Origin of the sequence: uncultured Winogradskyella sp. (assembly GCF_947498345.1) — a bacterium.
Lineage (GTDB): Bacteria > Bacteroidota > Bacteroidia > Flavobacteriales > Flavobacteriaceae > Winogradskyella.
On sequence record NZ_CANMJY010000006.1, the window covers coordinates 223,056 to 248,109 of the forward strand.

Annotated in this window: 26 protein-coding genes; 12 read left to right on the forward strand and 14 right to left on the reverse strand. The window is 34.2% G+C overall.

Annotated features, from left to right (window positions below):
* Positions 1–15 precede the first annotated feature (15 nt).
* Positions 16–1,233: a DUF6252 family protein gene (locus Q0912_RS09925; RefSeq protein WP_299114574.1), complete on the reverse strand. Its 1,218-nt coding sequence runs from the start codon at positions 1,231–1,233 to the stop codon at positions 16–18.
* 214 nt (positions 1,234–1,447) lie between these two features.
* Between Q0912_RS09925 and Q0912_RS09930 the strand changes: the two genes are divergently transcribed.
* The 6 genes from Q0912_RS09930 to Q0912_RS09955 all read left to right on the forward strand — a co-directional run bounded on the left by Q0912_RS09930 (position 1,448) and on the right by Q0912_RS09955 (position 6,316).
* Positions 1,448–1,963 carry a 30S ribosomal protein S16 gene (locus tag Q0912_RS09930; protein ID WP_299114575.1) on the forward strand — a complete coding sequence of 172 codons (516 nt, stop codon included), beginning with the start codon at positions 1,448–1,450 and terminating at the stop codon, positions 1,961–1,963.
* Positions 1,964–2,093: 130 nt separating this feature from the next.
* Complete coding sequence (rimM, locus tag Q0912_RS09935; protein WP_299114576.1) at positions 2,094–2,624, forward strand: ribosome maturation factor RimM; 531 nt, start codon at positions 2,094–2,096, stop codon at positions 2,622–2,624.
* The gene (locus tag Q0912_RS09940; RefSeq protein WP_299114578.1) at positions 2,624–3,340 is read left to right on the forward strand and encodes a methyltransferase; all 717 of its coding nucleotides are present in this window, start codon (positions 2,624–2,626) and stop codon (positions 3,338–3,340) included. The genes rimM and Q0912_RS09940 overlap by 1 nt, the downstream gene beginning before the upstream one ends.
* Positions 3,341–3,402: 62 nt before the next feature.
* Positions 3,403–4,581, forward strand: coding sequence for an acyl-CoA dehydrogenase family protein (locus tag Q0912_RS09945; protein ID WP_299114580.1), 1,179 nt, complete (start codon positions 3,403–3,405; stop codon positions 4,579–4,581).
* Between the two features lie 112 nt (positions 4,582–4,693).
* Positions 4,694–5,389 carry an SGNH/GDSL hydrolase family protein gene (locus Q0912_RS09950; protein WP_299114582.1) on the forward strand — a complete coding sequence of 232 codons (696 nt, stop codon included), beginning with the start codon at positions 4,694–4,696 and terminating at the stop codon, positions 5,387–5,389.
* A 30-nt stretch (positions 5,390–5,419) separates the two neighbouring features.
* A complete protein-coding gene (locus Q0912_RS09955; RefSeq protein ID WP_299114584.1) occupies positions 5,420–6,316 on the forward strand; it encodes a metallophosphoesterase family protein in 897 nt (298 codons plus the stop codon).
* Here Q0912_RS09955 and Q0912_RS09960 read toward each other — a convergent pair whose 3' ends face one another.
* The 7 genes from Q0912_RS09960 to trmB form a co-directional block, all read right to left on the reverse strand.
* The gene (locus Q0912_RS09960; protein ID WP_299114586.1) at positions 6,317–6,652 is read right to left on the reverse strand and encodes a 2Fe-2S iron-sulfur cluster-binding protein; all 336 of its coding nucleotides are present in this window, start codon (positions 6,650–6,652) and stop codon (positions 6,317–6,319) included.
* The gene (locus tag Q0912_RS09965) at positions 6,653–7,714 is read right to left on the reverse strand and encodes an NAD(P)/FAD-dependent oxidoreductase (protein ID WP_299114588.1); all 1,062 of its coding nucleotides are present in this window, start codon (positions 7,712–7,714) and stop codon (positions 6,653–6,655) included.
* 66 nt (positions 7,715–7,780) lie between these two features.
* Positions 7,781–8,020 carry a NifU family protein gene (locus Q0912_RS09970; protein ID WP_299114590.1) on the reverse strand — a complete coding sequence of 80 codons (240 nt, stop codon included), beginning with the start codon at positions 8,018–8,020 and terminating at the stop codon, positions 7,781–7,783.
* Positions 8,021–9,160: an Mrp/NBP35 family ATP-binding protein gene (locus Q0912_RS09975; RefSeq protein WP_299114592.1), complete on the reverse strand. Its 1,140-nt coding sequence runs from the start codon at positions 9,158–9,160 to the stop codon at positions 8,021–8,023. It abuts the gene before it with no gap.
* Between the two features lie 232 nt (positions 9,161–9,392).
* Entirely contained in the window at positions 9,393–9,722 is a 330-nt protein-coding gene (locus Q0912_RS09980; RefSeq protein WP_299114594.1) for an MGMT family protein, read from the reverse strand.
* Entirely contained in the window at positions 9,722–10,351 is a 630-nt protein-coding gene (locus tag Q0912_RS09985) for a LysE family transporter (protein ID WP_299114596.1), read from the reverse strand. The genes Q0912_RS09980 and Q0912_RS09985 overlap by 1 nt, the downstream gene beginning before the upstream one ends.
* 3 nt (positions 10,352–10,354) lie before the next feature.
* On the reverse strand, positions 10,355–11,029 hold the full coding sequence (gene trmB, locus Q0912_RS09990) for a tRNA (guanosine(46)-N7)-methyltransferase TrmB (protein WP_299114598.1): 675 nt from the start codon (positions 11,027–11,029) through the stop codon (positions 10,355–10,357).
* A 238-nt stretch (positions 11,030–11,267) separates the two neighbouring features.
* On the opposite strand from trmB, the gene Q0912_RS09995 reads away from it, so the two are divergent.
* A complete protein-coding gene (locus tag Q0912_RS09995; protein WP_366125129.1) occupies positions 11,268–12,182 on the forward strand; it encodes a glycosyltransferase in 915 nt (304 codons plus the stop codon).
* Here Q0912_RS09995 and Q0912_RS10000 read toward each other — a convergent pair.
* Both Q0912_RS10000 and Q0912_RS10005 read right to left on the reverse strand, forming a co-directional pair.
* Entirely contained in the window at positions 12,165–13,208 is a 1,044-nt protein-coding gene (locus Q0912_RS10000) for an ATP-binding protein (protein ID WP_299114600.1), read from the reverse strand. The two genes, Q0912_RS09995 and Q0912_RS10000, sit on opposite strands and share 18 nt — an antisense overlap.
* A complete protein-coding gene (locus Q0912_RS10005) occupies positions 13,208–13,891 on the reverse strand; it encodes a response regulator transcription factor (RefSeq protein ID WP_299114602.1) in 684 nt (227 codons plus the stop codon). Before Q0912_RS10005 ends, Q0912_RS10000 begins: the two co-directional genes overlap by 1 nt.
* 231 nt (positions 13,892–14,122) lie before the next feature.
* Here Q0912_RS10005 and Q0912_RS10010 point away from each other — a divergent pair, with 231 nt between their 5' ends.
* From Q0912_RS10010 to Q0912_RS10025, 4 genes are all read left to right on the forward strand, one after another.
* Positions 14,123–16,552, forward strand: coding sequence for a lamin tail domain-containing protein (locus Q0912_RS10010; RefSeq protein ID WP_299114604.1), 2,430 nt, complete (start codon positions 14,123–14,125; stop codon positions 16,550–16,552).
* 154 nt (positions 16,553–16,706) lie between these two features.
* Entirely contained in the window at positions 16,707–18,377 is a 1,671-nt protein-coding gene (locus Q0912_RS10015; RefSeq protein ID WP_299114606.1) for a lamin tail domain-containing protein, read from the forward strand.
* 68 nt (positions 18,378–18,445) lie between these two features.
* Positions 18,446–19,426: an acyl transferase gene (locus tag Q0912_RS10020; RefSeq protein WP_299114747.1), complete on the forward strand. Its 981-nt coding sequence runs from the start codon at positions 18,446–18,448 to the stop codon at positions 19,424–19,426.
* A gap of 43 nt (positions 19,427–19,469) precedes the next feature.
* Positions 19,470–19,913, forward strand: coding sequence for a YHS domain-containing (seleno)protein (locus tag Q0912_RS10025; RefSeq protein WP_299114608.1), 444 nt, complete (start codon positions 19,470–19,472; stop codon positions 19,911–19,913).
* 82 nt (positions 19,914–19,995) lie between these two features.
* Here Q0912_RS10025 and tyrS read toward each other — a convergent pair whose 3' ends face one another.
* Entirely contained in the window at positions 19,996–21,294 is a 1,299-nt protein-coding gene (tyrS, locus tag Q0912_RS10030) for a tyrosine--tRNA ligase (RefSeq protein ID WP_299114610.1), read from the reverse strand.
* A gap of 88 nt (positions 21,295–21,382) precedes the next feature.
* Here tyrS and Q0912_RS10035 point away from each other — a divergent pair, with 88 nt between their 5' ends.
* On the forward strand, positions 21,383–22,417 hold the full coding sequence (locus tag Q0912_RS10035) for an NAD-dependent epimerase/dehydratase family protein (protein ID WP_299114612.1): 1,035 nt from the start codon (positions 21,383–21,385) through the stop codon (positions 22,415–22,417).
* Here Q0912_RS10035 and Q0912_RS10040 read toward each other — a convergent pair.
* Genes Q0912_RS10040 through Q0912_RS10050 form a run of 3 tightly spaced genes read right to left on the reverse strand, consistent with a single transcriptional unit; the run spans position 22,392 to position 24,954 of the window.
* Positions 22,392–22,886, reverse strand: a complete 495-nt coding sequence (locus Q0912_RS10040) for a DUF4296 domain-containing protein (protein ID WP_299114614.1) — start codon at positions 22,884–22,886, stop codon at positions 22,392–22,394. The two genes, Q0912_RS10035 and Q0912_RS10040, sit on opposite strands and share 26 nt — an antisense overlap.
* Positions 22,883–24,226 (reverse strand): dihydroorotase, encoded by a 1,344-nt coding sequence (locus tag Q0912_RS10045; protein WP_299114616.1) that lies wholly within the window; start codon positions 24,224–24,226, stop codon positions 22,883–22,885. The genes Q0912_RS10040 and Q0912_RS10045 overlap by 4 nt, the downstream gene beginning before the upstream one ends.
* Positions 24,227–24,231: 5 nt before the next feature.
* The gene (locus Q0912_RS10050) at positions 24,232–24,954 is read right to left on the reverse strand and encodes a polyprenol monophosphomannose synthase (protein ID WP_299114618.1); all 723 of its coding nucleotides are present in this window, start codon (positions 24,952–24,954) and stop codon (positions 24,232–24,234) included.
* Between the last annotated feature and the right edge of the window lie 100 nt (positions 24,955–25,054).

Genomic DNA, 25,054 nt, shown 5'->3' on the forward strand with positions numbered 1-25,054 from the left:
TTTATTAATTTTTTTTTAGGCTTGTAAGTAATCTGGAACCCCATCGCCATCTGAATCTAAAGCATCATCAGGATTTCCGTCGCCATTTGGGTCAGCATTTTCATTGATAGTAAGTATCCCATCACCATCGTCATCATCGTCTAAATAATCTACATCACCATCACCATCAGTATCAACAGGGTTTCCATCCATATCTACAGCTTCATACATTGTTAAAATTCCATCATCATCATCGTCGTCGTCTAAATAATTAAAAATTCCATCACCATCAGAATCATCACCAGGGTCCTCTAAATTCCCATCAGGATCACCATCAAAATTTTCAAACACATTAGGAACACCATCACCATCAGCATCACCGCAGTCTAAACCATCAAGTACTGCTTGAATGCTTCCATCTTCATCGCTACAAACATCAATTTGTTGTTGCAAATAAAACTGATATTGTGCGCAAAGCATATTGTAATTACCAATAGTTGCTGCATTATACTGCGATTCTGCTTCTACTCTATTAGTTGTTGCATGGTCACATGTAAATTGGCAATTATTAAGTTCACTAATCATAGTTTGTATATCACCATCTACATCGCCACAAAAACTACGTTGTTCGTCAAGTGCTAGAGAATAAGCATTGCAAGCAGCTTCAAAAGCATCACTATCTATAAACTCCACACCATTAAAAGTAGCTTCATAAGCCGTTAACGCAGCATCAGATACTATCTCCTTATCCAAACATGTTACTGGATTAGCTGGAATAGCACCAGAGGCCAAAGGCACTCTAAAAAAAACTCCTCTCGAATAACCTACGGAATTTAAACCTGAAGCATCAAAAGCCAAAAATCTAAATGTGCCAGAAAACCTGCCTTTAGTAATATCTATTTCTTCGATTACAATTTCACCCAATTCCGGATATATAGAAACACTTGGATCTGGTCTATTGTTAGTTGAAAATACTGTCCCAAAAGCGTCAATGTATTCTGCTTCGATAGTATTAACATCACCTGGCACATATGTTCCTTCACTAACAGATGGCACTCTAAGGTTAACAGTTTCTACATTATTTGTTCCGCTTATGGTTAAAAAACCATTAGCATCAATACTAGCAGAAAACGATTTAGCACGCCATAGTTGATTAGCACGATCGCCCTGGAAAGCTGGCGTATTAAATTGAACTTCGTCACCACAACTAAACAGTGTTAAAAAAACGAAGGATATAAGGAATAGTCTTTTCATTTTTATATAGGATAATTTTATCCGTTTCAAATATAACGAAACAAGAGTCCCAAAAGTATAATATTTTTTTTTACTGAGCATATTGAACCCTCTTCTTTTAGTTAAAATGAAATTCTTTCAGTTAAAACGATATAAAGTATTGAGAATTGAAAAAATATACTATCTTTGCGCCCTCATTAATAACAGAGGTCGAGAACCTCACTAATTAATTATTATGCCTGTAAAAATTAGATTACAAAGACACGGTAAAAAAGGAAAACCTTATTACTGGATCGTAGCAGCGGATTCTCGCGCTAAAAGAGATGGTAAATACTTAGAGAAACTAGGTGCTTACAATCCAAACACAAATCCTGCAACTATTGAATTAGATGTTGACGGAGCTGTAAAATGGTTGCAAAATGGTGCGCAACCAACTGACACTGCCAAAGCTATTTTATCTTATAAAGGTGCTATGCTAAAAAAACATTTAGCAGTTGGTGTTAGAAAAGGAGCTTTAACTGAAGAGCAAGCTGAAAAGAAATTTAATGCTTGGTTAGAAGAAAAAGTAGCAAAAGTTCAAGCAAAAGCTGATGGTTTATCTAAGGCTGATGCTGATGCAAAAGCAAAAGCACTTGAGGCTGAAAAAGCAGTAAATGAAGCACGTATCGCTGCCGCTGCACCAGTTGTTGAAGAAGAAGCTACTGAAGATGTTGCTACTGAAGAAACAACAGCTTCTAACGAAGAAGAATAAAAAATTTATTTTTATACTTTTAAACCCTGACATGTATGGTCAGGGTTTTTTTATTCCCGTGAAAATGGGAATCTCAAGTACAAATAAAATGAGATCCTGAAACAAGTTCAGGATGACAAATAAATTTGTCATGAAAAAAGAAGATTGTTTTTATTTAGGAAAAATTGTAAAAAAGTACAGTTTTAAAGGTGAGCTTTTGGCCAAACTTGATACTGATGAGCCTAATTTATACGATAATCTAGATGCAATTTTCATAGATCTAAGAGGTAATTTAGTACCTTTCTTTATAGAATCTTCTCAATTACATAAATCTGATTTATTACGTATAAAGTTTGAAGATGTAGATACTGAAGCTGATGCTGATACACTCTTAAAATCCGAATTATACCTACCTCTAGAATTACTACCAAAGCTGGAAGGAAACAAATTCTACTTCCATGAAATCATTGGTTTTTCTATTAAAGATGAATATTTTGGAAATGTTGGTGTCATAAAAGGAATTAATGATTCTACTGCGCAAGCACTATTTGAAATCGACCGTGATGGTATAGAGATTCTAATTCCAATGAATGATGAATTTATTGTAAGTGTAGATAGAAACAACAAAATGATTACCGTAAGCACTCCTGAAGGTCTAATTGATTTATATCTATCTGAGTAATGAAATCACACCCTTTTAGATTTAAAGAGTTTTCGGTAAATCAAGATCGCTGTGCTATGAAAATTGGTACAGATAGCGTCTTACTTGGGGCTTGGTCTTCAGTTAAAAATAATACTTACGCTATACTTGACATTGGATCAGGAACAGGTATACTTTCATTAATGCTAGCGCAACGTAGTAATGCGCAACAAATAGAAGCTATAGAGATTGATGAAAATGCTTTTGAGCAATGTTCGGAAAACTTTGAGAACTCTCCTTGGAATGACCGCTTGTTTTGTTATCATGCTTCTTTACTCGAGTTTGTTGAAGAAGTTGATGATAAATTTGACCTCATAATTTGTAATCCGCCATTTTATTCCGAAGATTATAAAACAGATAATAAAGCAAGGGATTTAGCACGCTTTAATGATGCTATGCCTTTTGAACACTTAATTTATGCTGTAGCCAAACTCCTTATACAAGACGGTCTGTTTTCTATTGTAATTCCTTTTAAAGAAGAATCAAGGTTCATTGAATTAGCCTCAACAGTTGGTCTATTACCTAAGCGTATACTCCACATTAAAGGAAATCCTAACGCGGGCATCAAACGAAGTTTAATAGAATTTACCTTTACAAAACAAGATCCAAAAATTTCTGAATTGGTCATTGAAACCGCTCGTCACCAATACACAGAAGATTACATTAAACTCACCAAAGATTTTTATTTGAAAATGTAATTGAGTAGTTGGGCAATGCAAACGTTTTCGTTACTTTTGCTTATCTAAAAAAACTACTAGAAATGAAGCCAGATTTATTCGAAGCGCCAGATTATTACAACTTAGACGAGTTACTTACAGAGGAACACAAATTAGTACGAGACGCAGCAAGAGAATGGGTAAAACGTGATGTTTCGCCTATCATTGAAGAGGCTGCGCAAAAAGCAGAATTTCCTAAGTCTATTATTGGAGGCTTAGCAGAAATTGGTGCTTTTGGTCCTTATATTCCTGAAGAGTATGGTGGAGCTGGTTTAGATCAAATCTCGTATGGTTTAATTATGCAAGAAATTGAACGTGGAGATTCTGGTGTGCGTAGCACAGCTTCAGTACAATCCTCTCTAGTGATGTACCCAATATGGAAATATGGAAATGAAGCACAACGCCAAAAATACTTACCAAAATTGGCATCTGGTGAATGGATAGGTTCTTTTGGTTTAACTGAACCAGATCACGGAAGTAATCCTGGTGGCATGACTACCAATTATAAAGATATGGGTGATCATTATCTCTTAAATGGTGCCAAAATGTGGATTAGTAATTCACCATTTTGTCAAATCGCAGTAGTTTGGGCCAAAAATGAAGAAGGTCGTATCCACGGGTTAATTGTAGAGCGAGGTATGGAAGGTTTCTCCACGCCAGAAACCCATAGTAAATGGTCACTTAGAGCTTCGGCTACAGGCGAGCTTATCTTTGATAATGTAAAAGTCCCAAAAGAAAATTTATTACCAAACAAATCGGGCTTAGGAGCACCGCTCGGTTGCTTAGATTCAGCACGTTTTGGTATTGCATGGGGTGCAATTGGTGCAGCAATGGATTGTTACGATACTGCTTTAAGGTATAGTAAAGAACGTATACAGTTTGGAAAACCTATCGGGCAATTTCAACTACAACAAAAGAAATTAGCCGAAATGATCACAGAAATTACCAAAGCACAATTATTAGCATGGAGACTTGGTGTAATGCGCGAAAATGGTACTGCTACCTCAGCTCAAATTTCTATGGCAAAACGTAATAATGTGGATATGGCAATTAATATTGCCCGCGAAGCCAGACAAATGCTAGGAGGTATGGGAATTACGGGAGAGTATAGTATAATGCGTCATTCTATGAACTTAGAAAGTGTTATTACATATGAAGGCACTCATGATATTCACTTACTAATTACAGGTTTGGATATTACTGGTCTTAATGCTTTTAAGTAAATCGCTTATAAACATATGCATTTCTGGGTATTAGATTTATAATACAATAAAAACCTAAAAGATGCTTCTCTAATCGGGAAGCATTTTTTTATGATATCGTATCTTTACTAATATGAAAAAGCGCTTTCTAATTTTATGTGCTATACTATTCTCATTTGCTTGTAAAACTGATGACGATCCATCGTCATATATTCCTAAAGCTTATAACATATTAGCACTTGGAGATAGTTATACTATTGGACAGTCAGTTTGTGAAACTTGCCGTTTTCCTGAGCAACTAAAAGACAGTTTATTACCAAGATTTCCTGTCGAAGATATTTTTAGTGTAAAAGTAATCGCGCAGACTGGTTGGACAACAACAAATCTCATTAATGCTATAGAAGCCGAAAGCTTAACTAACAACTATGAACTAGTAACCTTATTGATTGGTGTAAATAACCAGTTTCAAAACAAACCATTTTCTCTATACGAGCAGGAGTTTCCTGAATTGTTGAATAAAGCAATAGAATTGGCAAATGGAGATAAAGAAAATGTCATTGTTGTATCTATACCTGATTATGCATTTACCCCTTTTGGTCAAAACAGCAGCAATGCCGAGACAATATCATTAGAAATAGATATATACAATAATTTTGCGCAAAACCATTGTAATACAAACAACATTACTTTTGTTAATATTACTGATATAACACGAGCAGGTTTAAATCAGTCCAACCTTATTGCTTTGGATGGTTTACATCCTTCAGCTTTAGCATATTCAAAATTTGTAGAGCGTTTGCTCCCAATTGCTTTTGCAAAAATTCAATAAGTTTTACTACTTTAGTTCGAAACCCACTCTATGTCTTCAAAATCGAGATTAGATCGCGCTTATAAAAATGCTAAACGCATTCCGTTTGATGATTCTTCAAAGTTCATTTTATTCAGCGATTGCCATCGTGGCGATAATAGTTTTGCAGATGATTTTGCCAATAATAGAAATATTTACTTTCATGCTTTAAAACATTATTACGCTGAAGGTTTTAATTATTGTGAACTTGGTGATGGCGATGAGTTATGGGAAAATCTCTCTTTTGAATCTATACTTCACGCACACAAAAATGTGTATTTACTCATGAAACAATTTCATGATGAAGGTCGGTTACATATGATTTGGGGGAATCACGATATGGTATATCGTAATCATGACTATGTTGAAAAGCATTTATCTACCTATTTTGATCCAAAAATTGGCGAAAATGTAGAATTATTTTGCGACATAAAGTACCATGAAGGTATTGTTTTAGAGCATACCAAAACTAGACAAAAATTATTTCTATGCCATGGTCATCAAGCAGATTGGTGGAATTACCTCTTCTGGAAATGGAGTCGTTTTATGGTTCGTATTCTTTGGAAACCTTTAAATGTTATGGGTATTGCTGACCCTACAAGTCCTGCAAAAAACTATAAAGAATTGATAAAAGTAGAACGAAGAACCAAAAAATGGATTATTGATAATAATAATCTCATTACCATTGCTGGCCATACCCATAGACCACGTTTTCCAGAACCTGGCGATATTGCTTTTTTTAATGATGGTAGTTGCGTACATCCTCGAAGTATTACTGGTATTGAAATTGAGGCTGGTAAAATTTCTCTTATAAAATGGCAAATCGTAACCACAGAAGATGGTACTTTAAAGATTGATCGGTTTTTATTAGAAGGACCAACTGCTTTGATGGATTATAAGACAGAATAATTAACTTTCTGGAGCCAGTTCAACCTCTAAGCCTTCCATGTCTGAAGTCATTTGAATTTGACAACCTAAACGCGAATTATCTTTTACGTAGAACGCTTCGGAGAGCATAGCTTCCTCATCATCTTGCATTTCTGGCAACTCATTATCACTCAGCACATAACACTGGCATGATGCACACATCGCCATACCACCACATACACCTATTGTACCTTCTGGAGCCAACTCGTAAGAGCGTACAACTTCCATAAGGTTCATAGCCATATCAGTAGGGGCTTCAACTTTATGTACTACCCCTTCACGATCAATGATTGTTATATTTATATCTGGGTTATCCAATTATTCTATGGCTTTAACTACAGCTTTTGGTGCCTCTTTACGTGTGCCATCAAATCCATCTATTCCGCTAACCGTAGTATATTTTAAAACATATCTTTTCCCTGGGTTTATAATTTGATATGCCGCCTGACACATAAGTGTCGCCTCATGAAAACCGCAAAGAATCAGTTTTAGTTTTCCTGGATATGTATTAACATCTCCAATAGCAAAAATACCTGGAATATTAGTTTGATAATCTAAGGCATTATTCACTTTAATGGCATTTTTTTCAATTTCTAAACCCCAGTTTGCAATAGGGCCAAGCTTAGGTGACAACCCAAAAAGTGGCACAAAGTGGTCACATTCTACTTCAAACTCCTTTTCTATATGCTGAGCTTGTTTTACAACAACTGCTTTAACCTTGTCATCACCAACTATACCAACAACTTCAGCCGGAGTAATTAAGTTGATCTTGCCAGCATTTTTAAGCTCTTGTACTTTCTCTACAGAATCTAAATGCCCACGAAATTCATTCCTTCTATGAATCAATGTCACTTCGGAAGCAACATCACTTAAAAAAATACTCCAATCTAGTGCAGAATCACCACCACCTGCAATAACTACTCTTTTATTACGATATATCTCAGGATCCTTAATCATATACTCAACACCTTTATCTTCAAAATCTACGATGTTATGAATTAAAGGTTTTCTAGGCTCAAAACTCCCCAGACCACCTGCAATGGCAACTATAGGAGCTTTATGTTTAGTTCCTTTATTGGTAGTAACAATAAATGTACCGTCTTCTTGCTTATCAATAGTCTCAGCACGTTCACCAAGTGTAAAACCTGGCTCAAACTGCTTGCATTGTTCCATTAATTTATCTGTTAAATCTCCTGCTAAAATCTCTGGATAAGCAGGTATATCGTAAATAGGCTTCTTCGGATAAATCTCCGAACATTGCCCACCTGGTTGTGGCAGCGCATCAATTAAATGGCATTTTAATTTTAAAAGTCCAGCTTCAAAAACAGTAAAAAGCCCTGTTGGACCAGCACCTATAATGAGTATATCTGTTGTAATCATGAATTAAGAATTGGAAACAAAATTACTAATGGATTTTTGAGTAGAGTGTGATAAAAGTCACATTAACTATTCTACATTAATAACACTTTCAATTTGTGGAGCATACTTTTTAATTGTCATCTCTACACCAGATTTTAAGGTCATCTGATTTACACTACAAGATGTACATGCACCAACGAGTTGTACTTTAACAAATTTACCATCATCAATGGATAACAGGTTAATATCTCCTCCATCACTCTGCAAAAACGGACGAATTTCGTCTAATGCTTTTTCTACTTTTGTTTTAAGTTCTTCTGAGCTCATTTACTTTTTGTTTACTGCAGAGCAACCTGCCATTGTTGTAATTTTTATTGCTTCTGTAGGCGGTAAGTTTTCATTTCTATCCACCACTTGCTGAACAACATTTCTTGTTAGTTCTTCAAAAGCATTTTCAATAGGTGTAGCCGTTTGTAAGGCTGCTGGTCGACCAATATCCCCTGCTTCCCTTATGCTTTGTACTATAGGAATTTCCCCTAAAAATGGAACTTCTAAATCTTCAGCCAAATGCTTAGCACCTTCTTTTCCAAAGATATAATATTTATTTTCTGGTAATTCTGCTGGTGTAAAATAGGCCATATTCTCAATAATCCCTAGCACTGGTACATTAATGCTATCTTGCTGAAACATCGCCACACCTTTTTTAGCATCAGCTAATGCTACATTTTGAGGTGTGCTAACCACAACAGAACCCGTTATAGGTAAAGCTTGCATAATACTTAAATGAATATCACCTGTTCCAGGAGGTAGATCAAGCAATAAAAAATCTAGTTCTCCCCATGCGGCATCGAAAATCATTTGGTTTAAAGCTTTAGACGCCATTGGCCCTCTCCAAATCACCGCTTGGTCTGATTTTGTAAAAAACCCTATGGATAAGACTTTTACCCCATAATTTTCAATAGGTTTCATTTTTGATTTGCCATCAACATTAACAGATAATGGCCTTTCATTAGCGACATCGAACATTATAGGAATTGATGGTCCATAAATATCTGCATCTAAAACACCTACTTTAAAGCCCATCTTGGCTAATGTAACCGCCATATTAGCTGTAACGGTAGATTTACCAACTCCTCCTTTACCAGAGGCAACAGCGATGATATTCTGAATACCAGGAATTGGTTTTCCTTTAATTTCATTTTTAGGTTTTGTAGCTGGTGCATCAACTTTTACATTGATTTTTATCTTAGCCTTTTCATAAACCTTTCTATGAATAGTTTGCAATATTTCTACCTCTGTTTTTTTCTTTGCCTGAAGACTTGGGTTTTTAATGGTTATATCTACGATGACTTCGTCTGCAAATGTTACAACATTAGTTACAGCACCACTATCTATCATATTCTCTCCTTCGCCAGGAGCTGTAATGGTTTTAAGGGCGTTTAATATATCTTGTTTATTGAGTTTCAATTTTTATTTGGATTTATTCTAAATGCAAAGATACTGCTAAAAGTTTAGATTTTGAAGTCTTAAAATTGAATTGAGAAATAGGTGGATTTAGTTTATATATGAAGATTCTATTTGTGGTTGTTTGCGAGTATTAAATATTAAGACGTATTATTATTTTTGAAGGCTAATTGTAAACTTGATTTTGAGATAACCCTAATCAAAAAAAGAAATTTAGAATTAAAAATTCTCTTATTCAAAGCTCCTTCGCAGGATCCCAAAATACAGATTCCAAATTCTGAATTTGATTATCGATAACTTCTATACCTTCATTTTCCAGCAGCTGTTGCATTAGGTTAGTACCTTCAAAATGATGCTTACCTGTTAATAAACCTTTTCTATTGACGACACGATGTGCAGGCACGTCTTTTCCGCCTGAGCCATTCATAGCATAACCAACAATACGTGCACTCTTTGCAGCTCCCAGATATTTTGCAATGGCTCCATAGCTTGTTACTCTACCATGAGGCACAAGTCGGGCAACTTCATATACTTTTTCAAAAAATCCTAGCGTTTCTGGTTTCATTAAAGTTCTCTAAGAATATTTATTAGTGTAATTAATGCGACTATACCTGTGATAATTCCTATACTGTAATTCATACTCTTTTGGGAAGTGAATTTTTTATCTTTTATTTTTTCGAAAAAGAAAATATAGAAATATAACATTACAAAAGTTCCCATTGCAGCACCTGTAACGTAGGTTATTATACTTGTACGCTCTAAATTCATCCATCCAAATGATGTGAGTGTGATGGTCATATAGGCTTGATAAGGAATCGGGAACACATTTAGTGATGATAAAAACATACCATGAAAAAAACGACTTTTTTTGCTCCTAACATCAGCCTCAACTTTAGTTTCTTTTTGATTTCTAGCAATAACCAAGAAGTAAATGGTGATTAAAACAAAAATGACAAAAGCCACTCGCTGAAGAATTTCAACAATATCTGGACGGTTTGATAAGTATCTTGCAAAAATTGCTGCTACATAGGTTTGAATAAAAACAACCAAACATACGCCTGATGAAAATGTGATACCCCTTCCTGGTCCTTCTTTTAAGCTTATCTTAGCAGCTGTCATATTAAGTAAGCCTGGTGGAATTACACCTATGAGTGCAACAAAAAGTCCTAGGAAGAAGACGACAGTAATGCTCAAATTTTAGTTGATTTTGAATCTAATATACGTAATTGCTTTGTCTTTCTCTAAATACTGGTTCTCATAAAAGGTTTGTATTTCTGTTACTTCTTCTGGACTACCTTCTAATTTGTATACATTATGATTGGCATATAATACCTCATAACCTAAACCATGAAGCAAGCCTAGAGTATAACCATGCATAAATTCGCTGTCCGTTTTTAAATGCATTAACCCATTGGGCTTTAGTACTTTTCTGTAACGCTCTAAAAACTGAAGATTAGTTAAACGGTGTTTAGTTCGTTTGTATTTTATTTGTGGGTCTGGAAAGGTTATCCAGATTTCGTCTACTTCATTTTCTGCAAATACACAATCTATCAGTTCAATTTGTGTTCTTATAAATGCTGCATTGGGAATATTGTTTTCTAATGCTGTTTTTGCTCCTCTCCAAAACCGTGCTCCTTTAATATCTATACCTACGAAATTTTTATTTAGATAACGTTTTGCCAAACCTACAGTATACTCACCTTTTCCACAACCTAGCTCTAAAACCAAAGGGTTATTGTTTTTAAAAAAATCTTTTCTCCAATTACCTTTAAGTGAATAGTTTTCATCAGTCAATTCTTCACGTGTAGGCTGAAATACATTAGCGAATGTCTCGTTTTCTTTAAATCGTTTGAGTTTATTTTTACTTCCCACGTTTTTGCTACTTATTAATAATTCTGTAAAATTAAGGAAACATTTTAGGTTTATCTTTGTTTAATCAATTGATATGTAAAATAAAAAGGCACTGAAGCAAATTCAACATAATAAGCAAATTTTAGTTGCTCCACTTAATTGGGGTTTAGGTCATGCCACACGATGTATTCCTATTATAAACGCTTTAAAGGAACAACATTTTAAACCTGTAATTGCAAGCGATGGTATTGCTTTAGATTTGTTAAAAAAAGAGTTTCCAGATCTAAAAGCTATAGAACTACCGTCTTATGACATTAGATATTCTAAAAAAGCGAATAGCTTTAAATTAAAACTTCTTAAAGATTCTCCTCATCTTTTAAAAACCATAAGGCGAGAGAAAAAAGTCATTGAAAGCTTAATTGATGACGAACATATATCAGGAATTATTTCTGACAACCGTTTTGGGGTGAGACACAACAGTATTCCTTCGGTTTTCATAACCCATCAATTACGCGTTTTAAGTGGTGGTACTACATGGTTGAGCAGTAAATTACACCAGAGTATTATTTCGAAATTTGAAGAATGTTGGGTTCCTGATCATAGAGATCTCAATAATTTAAGTGGAGATTTAGGGCATACAGAGAAGTACCAATCGTCAGTAAAATATATTGGTCCTTTAAGCCGATTTAAAAAACTAAACCTCCCAAAAAAATACAAGCTCCTTGTTATACTCTCTGGACCAGAACCTCAGCGCACCTATTTACAAGAAAAGTTACTCAATGAACTACAGTCTTATAAGGCAAATGTTTGCTTTGTAAAAGGAATTATTGAGGCTGAACAACTTAAGCGTGTAAAACGAAATATTACGATCTATAATTTTATGACCAGTCAAGAACTCGAAATTGCTTTAAATGAGAGTGAAGTGGTTTTAAGTAGATCTGGCTATACGTCTATTATGGATTATGCTAGGCTTGAAAAAAAAGCTTTCTTAATACCAACACCAGGACAATTTGAACAAGAGTACCTATCTAAAAAATTTAGTGTAGAAGGTGTTGCCCCAAGTTGTACACAAAAAGCTTTTGAGATTGAGATGTTAAATGACATTAAGAACTACTCAGGCTTTAAGAATGTGCAGTATAATGTTAACTATAAAAAATTATTCAGCCTTTTCTAAAGTAAAAGAAAATTCGCTTCCCACACCAAGCTCACTTTCTACATACATTTTTTCTTCATGAGCTTCTATAATGTGCTTAACAATTGACAACCCTAAACCCGAACCTCCTTCTTTTCGAGAACCACTTTTATCTACTCTATAAAAGCGCTCAAACAATCGCGGTAAGTTTGCTTTGTTTATGCCTTCACCATTATCTGTAATTCTTATAATGACTTTGCTTTTTATTAGGTTTTCTATGCTGATTTCTGTTGTTCCATTTTCTCTCCCGTATTTAATAGAATTAACAATTAAATTAGTTAATACTTGCTGTATTCGCTCTTTATCCGCATATACCATTATTGGCCTAGGGTAGTCCATATCAAAAGTTAGTGTTATTCTTTTCTTTGCTGCTTTCATTTCAAAGAGCTCAAACACATTTCTCACTAGCTCAACAATATCAAAACGTTCTTTATTTAAACTTAGATCACCTACCTCAAGCTTAGTGATCATGTCTAAATCCTTAATAATATATGTGAGACGCTCTACACCTTTACTAGCTCTGTTTAAATACTTTTTTTTAAGTTTTTCATCATCAATTCCACCATCTAATAACGTATCAATATAGCCTTGCACAGTAAACAGAGGTGTCTTTAACTCATGAGATACATTACCTATAAATTCTTTTCGGTATTCTTCTCTGACTTTTAGAGTTTCGATTTCAATCTTTTTATCTCTAGCATATTTATCAATCTCCTTGGTTAGTGTTCCCATATCTGTTGTTATAGGTTGCTGTCTCAAACTTGTGGATTCTAAAAGTGTTAAATCATCATAGATATTTTTAACACGCCTGTAAATGAAACGTTCTACTCTATATTGTACAATAGCAAAACATAACGGAAAACAAATTATAGGAAAGAAAACCACTTGCCAATTGAACGTATGGTAATAATATAAAAAAACACTCACTAAGAGTGTTACAAATAAAGTGACATACAACGAAGTTCTAATAGCAAACTTGTATGTTTTTTTAAAATTTTTTTTCTGCATTAGTCTACAAACTTGTATCCAACACCTTTAACCGTTTTAAAAGATTTGTCACCTATTTTTTCGCGAAGCTTTCTAATGTGCACATCAATGGTTCTTCCTCCTACAACCACTTCATTACCCCAAACTTTATCTAAAATCTCTTCGCGCTTAAAAACTTTACCAGGCTTGGTTGCTAACAAAGATAACAATTCAAACTCTTTTCTGGGTAATATCAATTCTTCACCTTTCTTAGTTATTTTATATTCTTCTCTGTTAATGACTAAATCACCTATTTTAATAGCTTCATTTGTGTTTTCAGTTTCTTTAAGTCTTCTCAATAACGCTTTAACCTTACTAACAAGTACTTTGGGTTTAATAGGTTTTGTAATATAATCGTCAGCGCCAGCATCAAATCCAGCCATCTGAGAGTAGTCTTCACCTCTTGCAGTTAAAAATGTAATGATAGTATTGTTGAGTTTAGAATCTTGTCGTATACGTTCACAGGCTTCAATACCGTCCATATCTGGCATCATTACATCTAATATAATTAAATGAGGTTTATGTTTTTTGGCTTTTTCAATAGCCTCAATACCATTTTCTCCAGTGATGACTTGATAGCCTTCTGATGATAAGTTATAACCAACTATCTCTAGAATATCTGGCTCATCGTCCACTAATAAAATTTTAATATCCTTTTTTTTCACAATAAAGGTAATTTTAACGTTGTGTAAAGATAAAATATATCTGTATTATGTAACTACTCTTATTTAAATGATAACAATTCTCTAACATTAAAATTCTAAACCGTTGAAAATTAAAATGCTCTAACACTTAACATGTTATCTTATTGTAAAAAAGCCAATTGTTAATAAAAACCTCAGATAAAACTCGTTAATAGTTAGTATATTTACAGACTAATTTTTTAATAATCAATTATGAAAAAACTTTACTTTTTACTTTTTAGTTTAATAGGATGTGTTGCTTTTGGGCAAGACCTCGTTATCACGGGTGCATATGATGGTCCTTTATCTGGGGGAACACCAAAAGGTGTAGAACTGTATGTAATAAATAATATAGCAGATTTAAGCACATATGGAATAGGTAGTGCAAATAATGGTGGTGGTACCGATGGCGTAGAATTTACTTTCCCAGCCGATGCTGCTACAGCTGGGTCTTTTATTTATGTAGCCACTGAAGCTGTTGAGTTTGCAAACTTTTTTGGCTTTGCACCTGACTACACTTCTGGCGCAATGGGTATAAATGGTGATGACGCTGTAGAATTATTTTCTGATGTTGACACTACACCTGTAGTAATTGACGTATTTGGAACTATAGATTGTGATCCTAATTCTGGAGGTTCACCATGTCCTGAATGGGAACATACTGATGGTTGGGCTTACAGAGTTAATGGAACAGGCCCTGAAGGTTCTACTTTTACATCTACAAACTGGACCTATAGTGGCACTAACCAATTAGAGGGAGGAGCAACAAACGCTGCTTGTACAGTACCGTTCCCTATTGGTACATATACAACAGCAGGAAGCAGTTGTGGTGTGACATTAGGAGCTGCAAGTATTGTGTGTTCTACTAATACTATTGGTGACAATAATGATGATGTAGTAATTCTTATATCTTATACAGGAGTTGATGCAGGAATCACTTCTGTTTCTACAAGTAGTACAGGTGTTATTGGTGGTGATGATCCTTCTACAACCTCTGATGGTACAATTACTATTACGGGTTTATCTGAAGGTGATGCATGGGATATTGTATTAAATGGTGGTGACTGCGACGGAAGAACAGTTTCAGGAACAGTAGGTGCTGCAGAATGTGACCCAACACCAAATACTTGTTTTGATCTTAGTGGTGGTACAGAATTATTTGAATCTGTATCTGTTACTACTAATTCTGACACAGACGAATGGACGGAGTCTTCTGGCACATACACAATGAACGGTTTCTGTGGTGGAGGTTGTATGGAAGAATCTAATACATGGTTAATCTTCGGCCCATTAAATATGGCTGGAGTAAGTGATCTATCATTAATTTTTGATGCTGCTGAAGGTTTTGATGGTTCGACTTTAGATATTCAATATACTTCAGACTATAGTAGCCTGTGTCCTGATGGAGCTACCTGGACATCTGCTCAAACAATTTCTGATGCTGGCTCTTACAGTGTTGATATTTCTGGTGCTTCCGGGACAGATGTTTTTATTGGTATACAGTATTTAGATTCTGACGGAAGTTTCTCTTCCTGGAGTTTATCTAATGTTAGTATAGGTGCCTTTGGTGTGTGCCCAACATTAGGATCTAGGCCTACTTCAGATTGTGCCACATGTGATGTTTCACTACAAACAGAAACTTACACTTGTATTACAAATACTGCTGGCGACAATAATGATGATGTAACTATTAATATTGCTTATACTGGATCTGAAAGTACAATTACATCTTTAACAACTACTTCTAGTGGCGTAATTGGTGGAGATGACCCAGCTACTGTAGCTGATGGTACAATAACAATTACAGGTTTATCTGAAGGAGATGCCTGGGACATAACCATTAATGGTGGCGATTGTGATGCAACTACAATGTCTGGCACTGTACCATCAGCAGTGTGTGATCCTGTTTTCTTAGTTATTAACGAAATAAATGCTGATCCAGATGCAACTAATGGTGATGCTAATGGAGATGGTACTGTTGATACTAGCCAAGATGAGTTTATTGAGCTATATAATACTGGTTCTACTAGTATCGATTTAACAGATTACACAATTTCTGATGGTGCATCTTTAAGACATACGTTTCCAGCCGGAAGTATTCTTCCTGCTAATTCTTTTATAACTGTTTTTGGTGGAGGTACTCCAACAGGTATTAACGGTATTGTACAAACTGCATCTACAGGAAGTGTTGGATTAAACAATGGTGGAGATACAATTACCATAACAGACAATAATGCTATAGACATAATTGTAGAAGTTTATACAAATGCAGGTAATAACCAATCTATTGGTCGTAGTCCAGATTTTACTGGAGCTTTTGTAGACCATACTTCAATAGCAGGAAATGGAGGTGCTTTATTTTCTCCTGGTTTAGAAAATGATGACGTCACACTTTCTGATAATGAATTTACAGCGACTTCTTTTTCTATTTATCCTAACCCTTCAAATGGTAGAGAAATAACTATTTCATCTCCACAAAGTGAAGCTATTTCTGTTATAGGATACGATATCTTAGGAAAACAAGTACTTAGTGCTACAATTTCTAATAATACTTTAGATGTATCTCAACTAAAATCTGGTATTTACATCTTAAAGATTACACAAAACAATGCGTCTACAACTAAGAAGTTAGTCATTAGATAATATTTGTTTTACCATATCATAAAAGCGCAGTTATTAAATAACTGCGCTTTTTTATTTTATATCCTTTTGTCGAATTTATTTGAATTTATCCGAATATATTCTACGTAAGAAAAATTACATATTATTTTCGTTAAAAATTCAACCCAAATCTTTTATGAAAAAACTTTACCTATTATTTATAGTATCTTCACTTATTGGTTTTTCTCAAAATCCAGGTGATATAGTTATTACAGAAATTATGAAGGATCCTTCAGTAGCAGTTGATACGGCTGGCGAATGGTTCGAGGTTTACAACACAACCAGTGCTGATATAGATATCAACGGATGGACACTGAAGGACGATGGCAATAACAATTATATCATTGATTCCACATTTAACCCGACTACAGGGACTGGAGGCGTAACTATAGTACCAGCTGGTGGTTATTTAGTTCTTGGAAAAACACTTGACATGACAATCAATGGTGGAACACCCATCGATTTTGCTTACCAAACCAACTTCAATATGGGTAATGGTTCTGATGAAATAGTACTCCTTGCTCCAGGAAATATTGAAATATCTCGGGTTAACTACGACGGTGGTCCAGATTTCCCAGATCTAAATGGTATAAGTATGCAATTAAATACAGCCTTTTTAAATGAAACTGATAATGATGATGGTGATAATTGGTGCGCATCTATTTCATCATATGGAGATGGAGATATCGGTACACCAGGAATTACTAATGAAGCATGTGCGCCTGAATGCACTATTGTTTTTGGGACATTTGATGCCACTTGTAATTCTATAAACTCAGGATCAACTGATGATACATATACCATCAGCCTACCATACTCTGGCGGCAATGTAGGAACAACATTTATAGTATCTTCTACCGCTGGGATGGTTACTGGCGATAACCCTTCTACTGCTGAATCTGGCACTATTACTGTCACTAATATTCCTGAGAATACAGATATTACAATAACTCTAGATGATACTGCAGATGGAGGTCTTTGCTCAACTACTTTTAATATTACAAGTCCTATTTGTATTCCAGTGGGTAGTATTGATCTAGAACTTATAGGTGTCTTAGATCTTACTGTTCCATCTGGAGGTAATGATGGAAAAGCAATACATTTAGTTGCAACCGCTGATATTGCAGATTTAAGTGTGTATGGTATAGGTGTAGCAGCTAATGGTGATGGTACAGATGGACAAGAATATACTTTTGATGCGATTAGCGTAAGTAATGGTAGTCATATTTTATTGGCAAGAACACCAAGTTCTATGGAACAATATTTAACTACTGATGGCTATAATCTATTCGATGTTGTTCTTACAGCCACTCAGAGTATCAATATGAATGGTGACGATGCTGTAGAGTTATTTAAAAACGGAACTCTTATAGAAACCTTTGGCGATGCTGATGTTGATGGTACTGGTGAAAATTGGGAATACGAAGATTCTTGGGCGTATAAAAATTCTATAGGCTCGTCTTGGCCTTCTGGCTGGTCATACGGAACAGTCAACTGTACCAATGGTAGCCAAACAACATATAGTAGCACCTGTGTTTATCCATTTGTAGAATCATTGTCTACTATTCTGTTTACTGAAAGGGAACTTTCTATATACCCTAATCCAACTAACGCAGATTTTGTTACCATAATCTCGCCGAGCAGTGATGTTATAAATGTAAATATCTTTGATATTCTAGGTAAACAAATAAAGAGCGAAATCATAACTGATTCCACGCTAAATGTTTCTCATTTAAATACTGGTGTATACATATTAAAGATTACACAAAATAATACTTATACCACTAAGAGATTAGTTATTAAATAATTCTTTTTATGCATAATCAAAGCGCAACCTATTTGGTTGCGCTTTTTTATTTTCCATACTTTTACAACATGATTTCTAAGGATGCCATTTTTAATATAAAATCTGAAGCTGAATTTACAGCTATGGCATTAGATATTTTTAGATTTCAGTTTAAAAATAATATCATATATCGCTCCTTTTGCGATTTGCTTTATAAACATCCCTCAGAAGTAAAACAGATTAAGGACATTCCCTTTTTACCCATTCAGTTTTTTAAAACGCATCATGTATTAAGTACTTCCAAAACTATTGAAAAAACCTTTACAAGTTCTGGTACAATAGGAAGTAAAATCAGTAAACATCTTATAACCGATCTTAAGCTTTATGAAAGTAGTTACTTGCAAGGTTTTGAATATTTTTATGGCAATATTGAAGACTATGTGGTTTTAGCCTTATTACCTTCTTACTTAGAGCGTGATGGTTCTTCCCTAATCTATATGGTAAATGATTTAATCACTAAATCTAAGCACCCTGAAAGTGGTTTTTATTTGAATAACCTTGAAGATTTAGCGCAAACTATAAATCAACTCGAAGCTAAAGGTCAAAAAACCTTACTCATAGGTGTATCTTTTGCTTTATTAGATATGGTTGAACAATTTCAATTTAATCTTAATCATACCCTCATTATGGAAACTGGAGGTATGAAAGGTCGAAGAAAAGAAATCGTACGGCAAGAACTACACAACCTTCTTAAATCTGGTTTTGGTGTTAACAAAATTCATAGCGAATATGGTATGACAGAACTCCTAAGCCAAGCCTATTCTATAGGAAATGGTATTTTTGAATCCCCTCCCTGGATGAAAATTTTAACGCGAGATACTGAAGATGCGCTCACACTTCAACAAATTAATAAAACTGGAGGTGTTAATGTAATAGATTTAGCTAATCTCAATTCGTGTACTTTTATAGCAACGCAAGACCTGGGAAAAGTATATAATGACGGAAAATTTGAAATTATCGGTAGATTTGATAATTCAGATATTAGAGGCTGTAATTTAATGGCTTTGTAAGTTGAGTGTAGCTTTTCGACATATTTGATATAATAACTTATATATGAAATATTTTATCTTATTCTACTTTACTACATTAACAAGTGTTTTTTCTCAAGAAATAGACTACAATACCAAAAAAGGTTATATAGCCAAAGGGTATGACGTGGTTGCATATTTTAACAACAAAGCTATCGAAGGATCAAAATCTTATTCTACAACTTTGGATGGAGTGAAGTACAAATTTAGTTCACAAAAAAATTTAGACTCCTTTCTCAAGAATCCTGAAGCCTTTATTCCGCAATACGGTGGTTACTGTGCCTATGCCATTGCAACTAACTCCAAGAAGGTAGACATTGACCCTAAAACTTTTGAAATCAGAGACGGAAAACTGTATTTATTCTACAACTCATGGGGAAATAATACATTAAAAAAATGGATACAAAAAGACGTGAAAGGTTTACAAAAAAAAGCCGACTTAAACTGGGAGGCGATAAAGTTTGATTAATTCTATGAGAAAGAAGAATTAATTTTAGCCTCATGATTGATTGGTTAGATGTGCCCAGAAGAAATTTTGGGCACTTTTCTTATTAAATCACTTTAATAATATAAGTATTTCGCTTTCCTTTATTTAAAATAATATACTTATCGTTTATCAAATCCTCTGAAGACAACTTATAATCCTCTTTTACCTTTTCTTTATTTACAGAAACCGAATTTTCTTTTAAGGCTCTGCGTGCTTCACCATTAGAGTTAAGGAAATTAGTCTTTGCTGCTAAAGCACCAATCATATCTATTCCTTCATTAAATTCTGCTATAGTCATTTCAACCTGTGGCACGCCTTCAAATACATCTAAAAACGTTTCCTCATTTAAAGTCTCAATATCTTCTTTAAAGGACTTACTAAATAAGATGTTTGAGGCCTTTTCTGCATTTTCAAAATCGTCTTTGGAATGTACCATTTTAGTTATTTCTTCAGCCAATCGTTTTTGCAGCACTCTTAAATGTGGTGCTTGTTTATGCTCTTCAATAAGCGTTTCAATAGTTATTTTATCTAAAAACGTAAAAATCTTAATGTACTTCTCAGCATCTTCATCACTAGAGTTTAACCAATATTGGTAAAACTTATATGGTGATGTTCTTTTGGCATCTAACCAAATGTTTCCGCCTTCAGACTTACCAAATTTAGAACCATCGCTTTTTGTTATTAAAGGACAAGTAATAGCAAATCCTTTTCCGTTACCTATTCGTCTTATGAGTTCAGTTCCTGTAGTGATGTTTCCCCATTGGTCACTTCCACCCATTTGTATAGTACAATTATTGGTCTTATACAAATGTAAAAAATCATAACCTTGTACCAATTGGTATGTAAACTCCGTAAAACTCATGCCGTCGTTAGACGATTCGCCAGAAATTCGGTTCTTTACTGAGTCCTTGGCCATCATATAATTTACCGTAATATGCTTGCCAACATCTCTAATAAATTCTAAAAACGAGAATTCTTTCATCCAATCATAGTTATTCACTAAAACTGCAGCATTGGCTTCATCATTTTCAAAATCCAAAAAATGAGATAATTGATTTTTAATAGCTTCTTGATTATAGCGTAAGGTCTTTTCATCTAAAAGATTACGCTCACTAGACTTACCCGAAGGATCACCAATCATACCTGTAGCACCACCTACCAAAGCTACTGGCTTGTGTCCGCAACGCTGATAATGTGCCAGTAACATAATTGGTACCAAGTTACCAATATGCAAAGAATCTGCAGTTGGATCAAAACCAACGTAAGCACTTCGCATAGCTTCAGCCAAATGCTCTTCTACTCCTGGCATACTATCATGTAGCATACCTCTCCATTTTAATTCTTCAACAAAATTCTTTTCCATTTTGGTTGTCTTGTAATTAGATTTCAGCAAAGATATGTTTCCGTATTAAAAGACAAAAGACAATTTTAAAAAAGCGTAAATTTGGCTCATGGTATTAGTTACAGGCGGAACAGGTTTAGTTGGCTCCCATTTACTATATAAACTGGTAAATAATGGTGAGGCTGTCCGTGCTATATACAGAAGAGAAAAAACCTTAAAACGTGTAAAACATGTCTTTTCCTATTTTTCTGATAATGCAGAACGTCTATTTAACCGTATAGAATGGGTTGAAGGAGACATTAATAATATTCCGAAACTCGAAAAAGCGTTTATAGGTATTACTCATGTATATCACTGTGCAGCATTTGTTTCTTTTGAGCCTGATAAGTATCATCAATTACGTAAAATAAATATTGAAGGCACTTCTAATATTGTTAATCTCTGTATTAGAAATACTATTAAAAAGTTATGTTATGTAAGTTCTATTGCTGCTATTGGCCATAGTGCAAATCCTGAAAAACTAATTACTGAAACCACTGAATGGAATCCTGAAGCAGATAATAGTGTATATGCCATAACAAAATATGGTGCCGAACTCGAAGTGTGGCGAGGTACACAAGAAGGTGTAGATGCAGTAATTGTAAATCCGGGAGTTATATTAGGTGCTGGCTATTGGAAAGGAGGTAGTAGTGGCAGTCTCTTTAGACAAATATATCATGGTATGCGCTATTATGTAAATGGTGTTGTAGGTTATATTGATGTTTTTGATGTTGTCAATGCTATGACCCAATTGATGAAAAGCGATTTAAAAAGTGAAAGATTCATCTTAATATCAGAGAATTTAAGTTTCAAAGCTTTTCAATATAAAGTGTCTAACGCTTTAAATGTAAAACCACCAAAAAGAGAAGCAAAATCTTGGTTATTAGGTTTGGTATGGCGACTAGATTGGCTTAAACATAATCTTTTTGGCTCCAGACGTAGTTTTTCTAAACAAATGGCAAAATCCGCATTAAGTATTACTAAATATGATAATTCTAAGCTTAGGAATGCTCTAGGTTTTGAGTTTAAACCTATTGACGAATCTGTAAACGACGTTAGTGAATTGTATTTAAAGGATATTAGAAAGACGTCTTATCAAACATAGGACCTTTCTCCAACTTCTGATTAGTAGTATCTTTTTGCTTTAGGGTCTTTTTAATAGAGTCTTTAGCCTTTTGTTTAATTTTATTTAATGAATCTCTTTTGCGCTTGGCTGCTTTACCTTCTACTTTTTCTAACTCAGCAAGCACTTCCTTTTCTTTCTCTAGTCTGGTTTTTACATTTTCAACAATACGCCTGTAAGAATTGGTATCATAAGCATAAAAAGTATTGCTATTTGCAAATTGTAAACTGTCTATGTTATATTTTTTTAGCACGTATGACTCTGGTTCAAAACCATTAGTTTCTAATAGCCTTTTATTAACTCCTTTTGCAGCATTGATAATGTATAAATCATATAAAATCTTTTCCATTTTATCTTTAGGAATAAGATTATCTGGCTTTTTGGGTTTTTCAGTTGTATTACAAGCAATCACCAAAAGTGCTAATAAAAATATAATGCCTAGATTTCTCATCTATTGAAAGTTAATCGTTGTCCTGCTTTAACGTCTAAGACTTTAAAATTGTTATACACCAATTGTCCATTAACAAAAGTATGGGTTATTCTACTCTTAAAGGTGTTGCCTTCAAAAGGTGACCAACCACATTTATAAAGAATATTATCTTTATTTACTGTCCAAGGGCTATTTAAATCTGTAATAACCAAATCTGCATAATAACCTTCTCTAATATAACCTCGTTTTTCTATATCAAATAATATAGCGGGATTGTGGCATGCTTTTTCAACAATTTTCTCAATTGTAATTTTCCCTTGATGATACTTTTCTAATAGTGCTACCAAAGCATGTTGCACCAAAGGTCCACCAGATGGAGCGCTCGTATATGGATTACTTTTTTCCTCAAGTGTATGTGGCGCATGATCTGTAGCAATAACGTCTATTCTGTCATCTAATAAAGCGTCCCAAAGTTGATCCCTGTCTTTAGATGTTTTAACTGCAGGATTCCATTTAATATGACTTCCTTTTTGAGCATAATCTTGGTCTGAAAACCACAAATGGTGAATACAAACCTCAGCAGTGATCTTTTTATCTTTTAATGGTTTTTTGTTTGAAAATAAATTCGTTTCCTTTCCTGTAGATAAATGAAATACATGTAATCTTGCCCCAGTTTTTTTAGCAAGCTCTATAGCTTTTGATGAGGATAAGTAACAAGCCTCCTCACTTCTTATGATTGGGTGATTTTCCATAGGAATATCATCACCATATTCTGCTTTATACTTTGCTAAGTTTTCTCTAATTGTAGCTTCATCTTCGCAATGTACAGAAATTACCATATCTGTACTTGAGAATATTTTTTCTAACACATTAGGATCATCGACTAACATATTTCCTGTTGAGGATCCTAAGAACAACTTTAAACCTGCTACAGTTTTTGGATTTACTTTTAATATCTCATCTAAATTGTCATTAGTACCTCCAAACATAAAAGAATAATTGGCATGAGATGACTTTGCTGCTATGTTAAATTTATCTTCTAATTTTTCGACTGTTGTTGTTTGTGGGTTAGTATTAGGCATCTCAATAAATGATGTAATACCACCAGCTAATGCTGCTTTAGATTCAGTTTCAATATTTGCTTTGTGGGTTAAACCTGGTTCTCTAAAATGGACTTGATCATCAATCATACCAGGTAATACGTAATTACCTTCGGCATCAATAACGGTTATATCTGCAGATTTCACACTAATGGATGTATCAATCTCTTTAATAATAGCATTCTCAATAAGAATATCTCCTTCGACAATTTTGCCTTCATTGACAATCTTTGCGTTTTTAATTATAGTCTGTCCTTTCATGTTTACTATTTAGTAAATAAGCTTTTTAATTTTAAACTAATAACACCAAAAATAGCTTCAGAAATAATACTTCCACTCATTTTTGATTTTCCTCTAATTCTATCCTTAAAAATAACAGGAATTTCCACAATTTTAAATCCTTTTTTATAGGCTTTAAACTTCATTTCTATCTGAAAGGCATAACCCACAAATTTTATTTTCGACAAATTTATAGTTTCTAAGACCAATCTTTTATAACATACAAAGCCAGCTGTAGAATCCTTTACTTTCATCCGAGTTATTAATCTTACATAACGTGATGCTCCATACGATAAAATAATACGTGCCATTGGCCAGTTAACAACTGTTATACCTTTTACATACCTTGAGCCCACAGAGACATCTGCACCACCCTTAGCACAAGCATCATAAAGCTTTATAAGGTCATTTGGATTATGTGAAAAATCAGCATCCATCTCAAAAATATAGTTATAATGTTTCTCTAAGGCCCATTTAAAACCAGCTATGTAAGCCATTCCTAAACCATTTTTTTTATTGCGCTCTAACAAAAAAAGTCGATTCGAAAACTCGTGTTGTAATTCCTTAACTTTCTCTGCTGTTTGGTCTGGTGAATTGTCATCAACTACTAAAATATGGAACGTCTTCTCCTGAGAAAACACAGCTCTTATTATAAGCTCAATGTTTTCTATTTCGTTATAGGTAGGAATTATGACAAGTGCGTCAGACATTCATATACTTTTAATACACGCTATAGCGATACTTTTAGAAATTTCAACAAAAGTAAAGTTTTTAACGGATTATAGACTGTTATTTGTTTCTTAAGATTTT

Excerpts from the sequence above, each read along its gene's own strand:
- Q0912_RS10025 (WP_299114608.1), top strand. The coding sequence starts at position 19,470 with ATGAAATATTTTATCTTATTCTACTTTACTACATTAACAAGTGTTTTT.
- Q0912_RS09965 (WP_299114588.1), bottom strand. The coding sequence starts at position 7,714 with ATGATTACAACAGATATACTCATTATAGGTGCTGGTCCAACAGGGCTT.
- Q0912_RS10010 (WP_299114604.1), top strand. The coding sequence starts at position 14,123 with ATGAAAAAACTTTACTTTTTACTTTTTAGTTTAATAGGATGTGTTGCT.
- Q0912_RS10000 (WP_299114600.1), bottom strand. The coding sequence starts at position 13,208 with ATGCAGAAAAAAAATTTTAAAAAAACATACAAGTTTGCTATTAGAACT.
- Q0912_RS09980 (WP_299114594.1), bottom strand. The coding sequence starts at position 9,722 with ATGAAACCAGAAACGCTAGGATTTTTTGAAAAAGTATATGAAGTTGCC.
- Q0912_RS10020 (WP_299114747.1), top strand. The coding sequence starts at position 18,446 with ATGATTTCTAAGGATGCCATTTTTAATATAAAATCTGAAGCTGAATTT.
- Q0912_RS10035 (WP_299114612.1), top strand. The coding sequence starts at position 21,383 with ATGGTATTAGTTACAGGCGGAACAGGTTTAGTTGGCTCCCATTTACTA.
- Q0912_RS10015 (WP_299114606.1), top strand. The coding sequence starts at position 16,707 with ATGAAAAAACTTTACCTATTATTTATAGTATCTTCACTTATTGGTTTT.
- Q0912_RS10040 (WP_299114614.1), bottom strand. The coding sequence starts at position 22,886 with ATGAGAAATCTAGGCATTATATTTTTATTAGCACTTTTGGTGATTGCT.
- Q0912_RS09945 (WP_299114580.1), top strand. The coding sequence starts at position 3,403 with ATGAAGCCAGATTTATTCGAAGCGCCAGATTATTACAACTTAGACGAG.
- Q0912_RS10045 (WP_299114616.1), bottom strand. The coding sequence starts at position 24,226 with ATGAAAGGACAGACTATAATTAAAAACGCAAAGATTGTCAATGAAGGC.
- Q0912_RS09970 (WP_299114590.1), bottom strand. The coding sequence starts at position 8,020 with ATGAGCTCAGAAGAACTTAAAACAAAAGTAGAAAAAGCATTAGACGAA.
- Q0912_RS09940 (WP_299114578.1), top strand. The coding sequence starts at position 2,624 with ATGAAATCACACCCTTTTAGATTTAAAGAGTTTTCGGTAAATCAAGAT.
- Q0912_RS09950 (WP_299114582.1), top strand. The coding sequence starts at position 4,694 with ATGAAAAAGCGCTTTCTAATTTTATGTGCTATACTATTCTCATTTGCT.
- Q0912_RS09925 (WP_299114574.1), bottom strand. The coding sequence starts at position 1,233 with ATGAAAAGACTATTCCTTATATCCTTCGTTTTTTTAACACTGTTTAGT.
- Q0912_RS09930 (WP_299114575.1), top strand. The coding sequence starts at position 1,448 with ATGCCTGTAAAAATTAGATTACAAAGACACGGTAAAAAAGGAAAACCT.
- Q0912_RS09955 (WP_299114584.1), top strand. The coding sequence starts at position 5,420 with ATGTCTTCAAAATCGAGATTAGATCGCGCTTATAAAAATGCTAAACGC.
- tyrS (WP_299114610.1), bottom strand. The coding sequence starts at position 21,294 with ATGGAAAAGAATTTTGTTGAAGAATTAAAATGGAGAGGTATGCTACAT.
- rimM (WP_299114576.1), top strand. The coding sequence starts at position 2,094 with ATGAAAAAAGAAGATTGTTTTTATTTAGGAAAAATTGTAAAAAAGTAC.
- Q0912_RS10050 (WP_299114618.1), bottom strand. The coding sequence starts at position 24,954 with ATGTCTGACGCACTTGTCATAATTCCTACCTATAACGAAATAGAAAAC.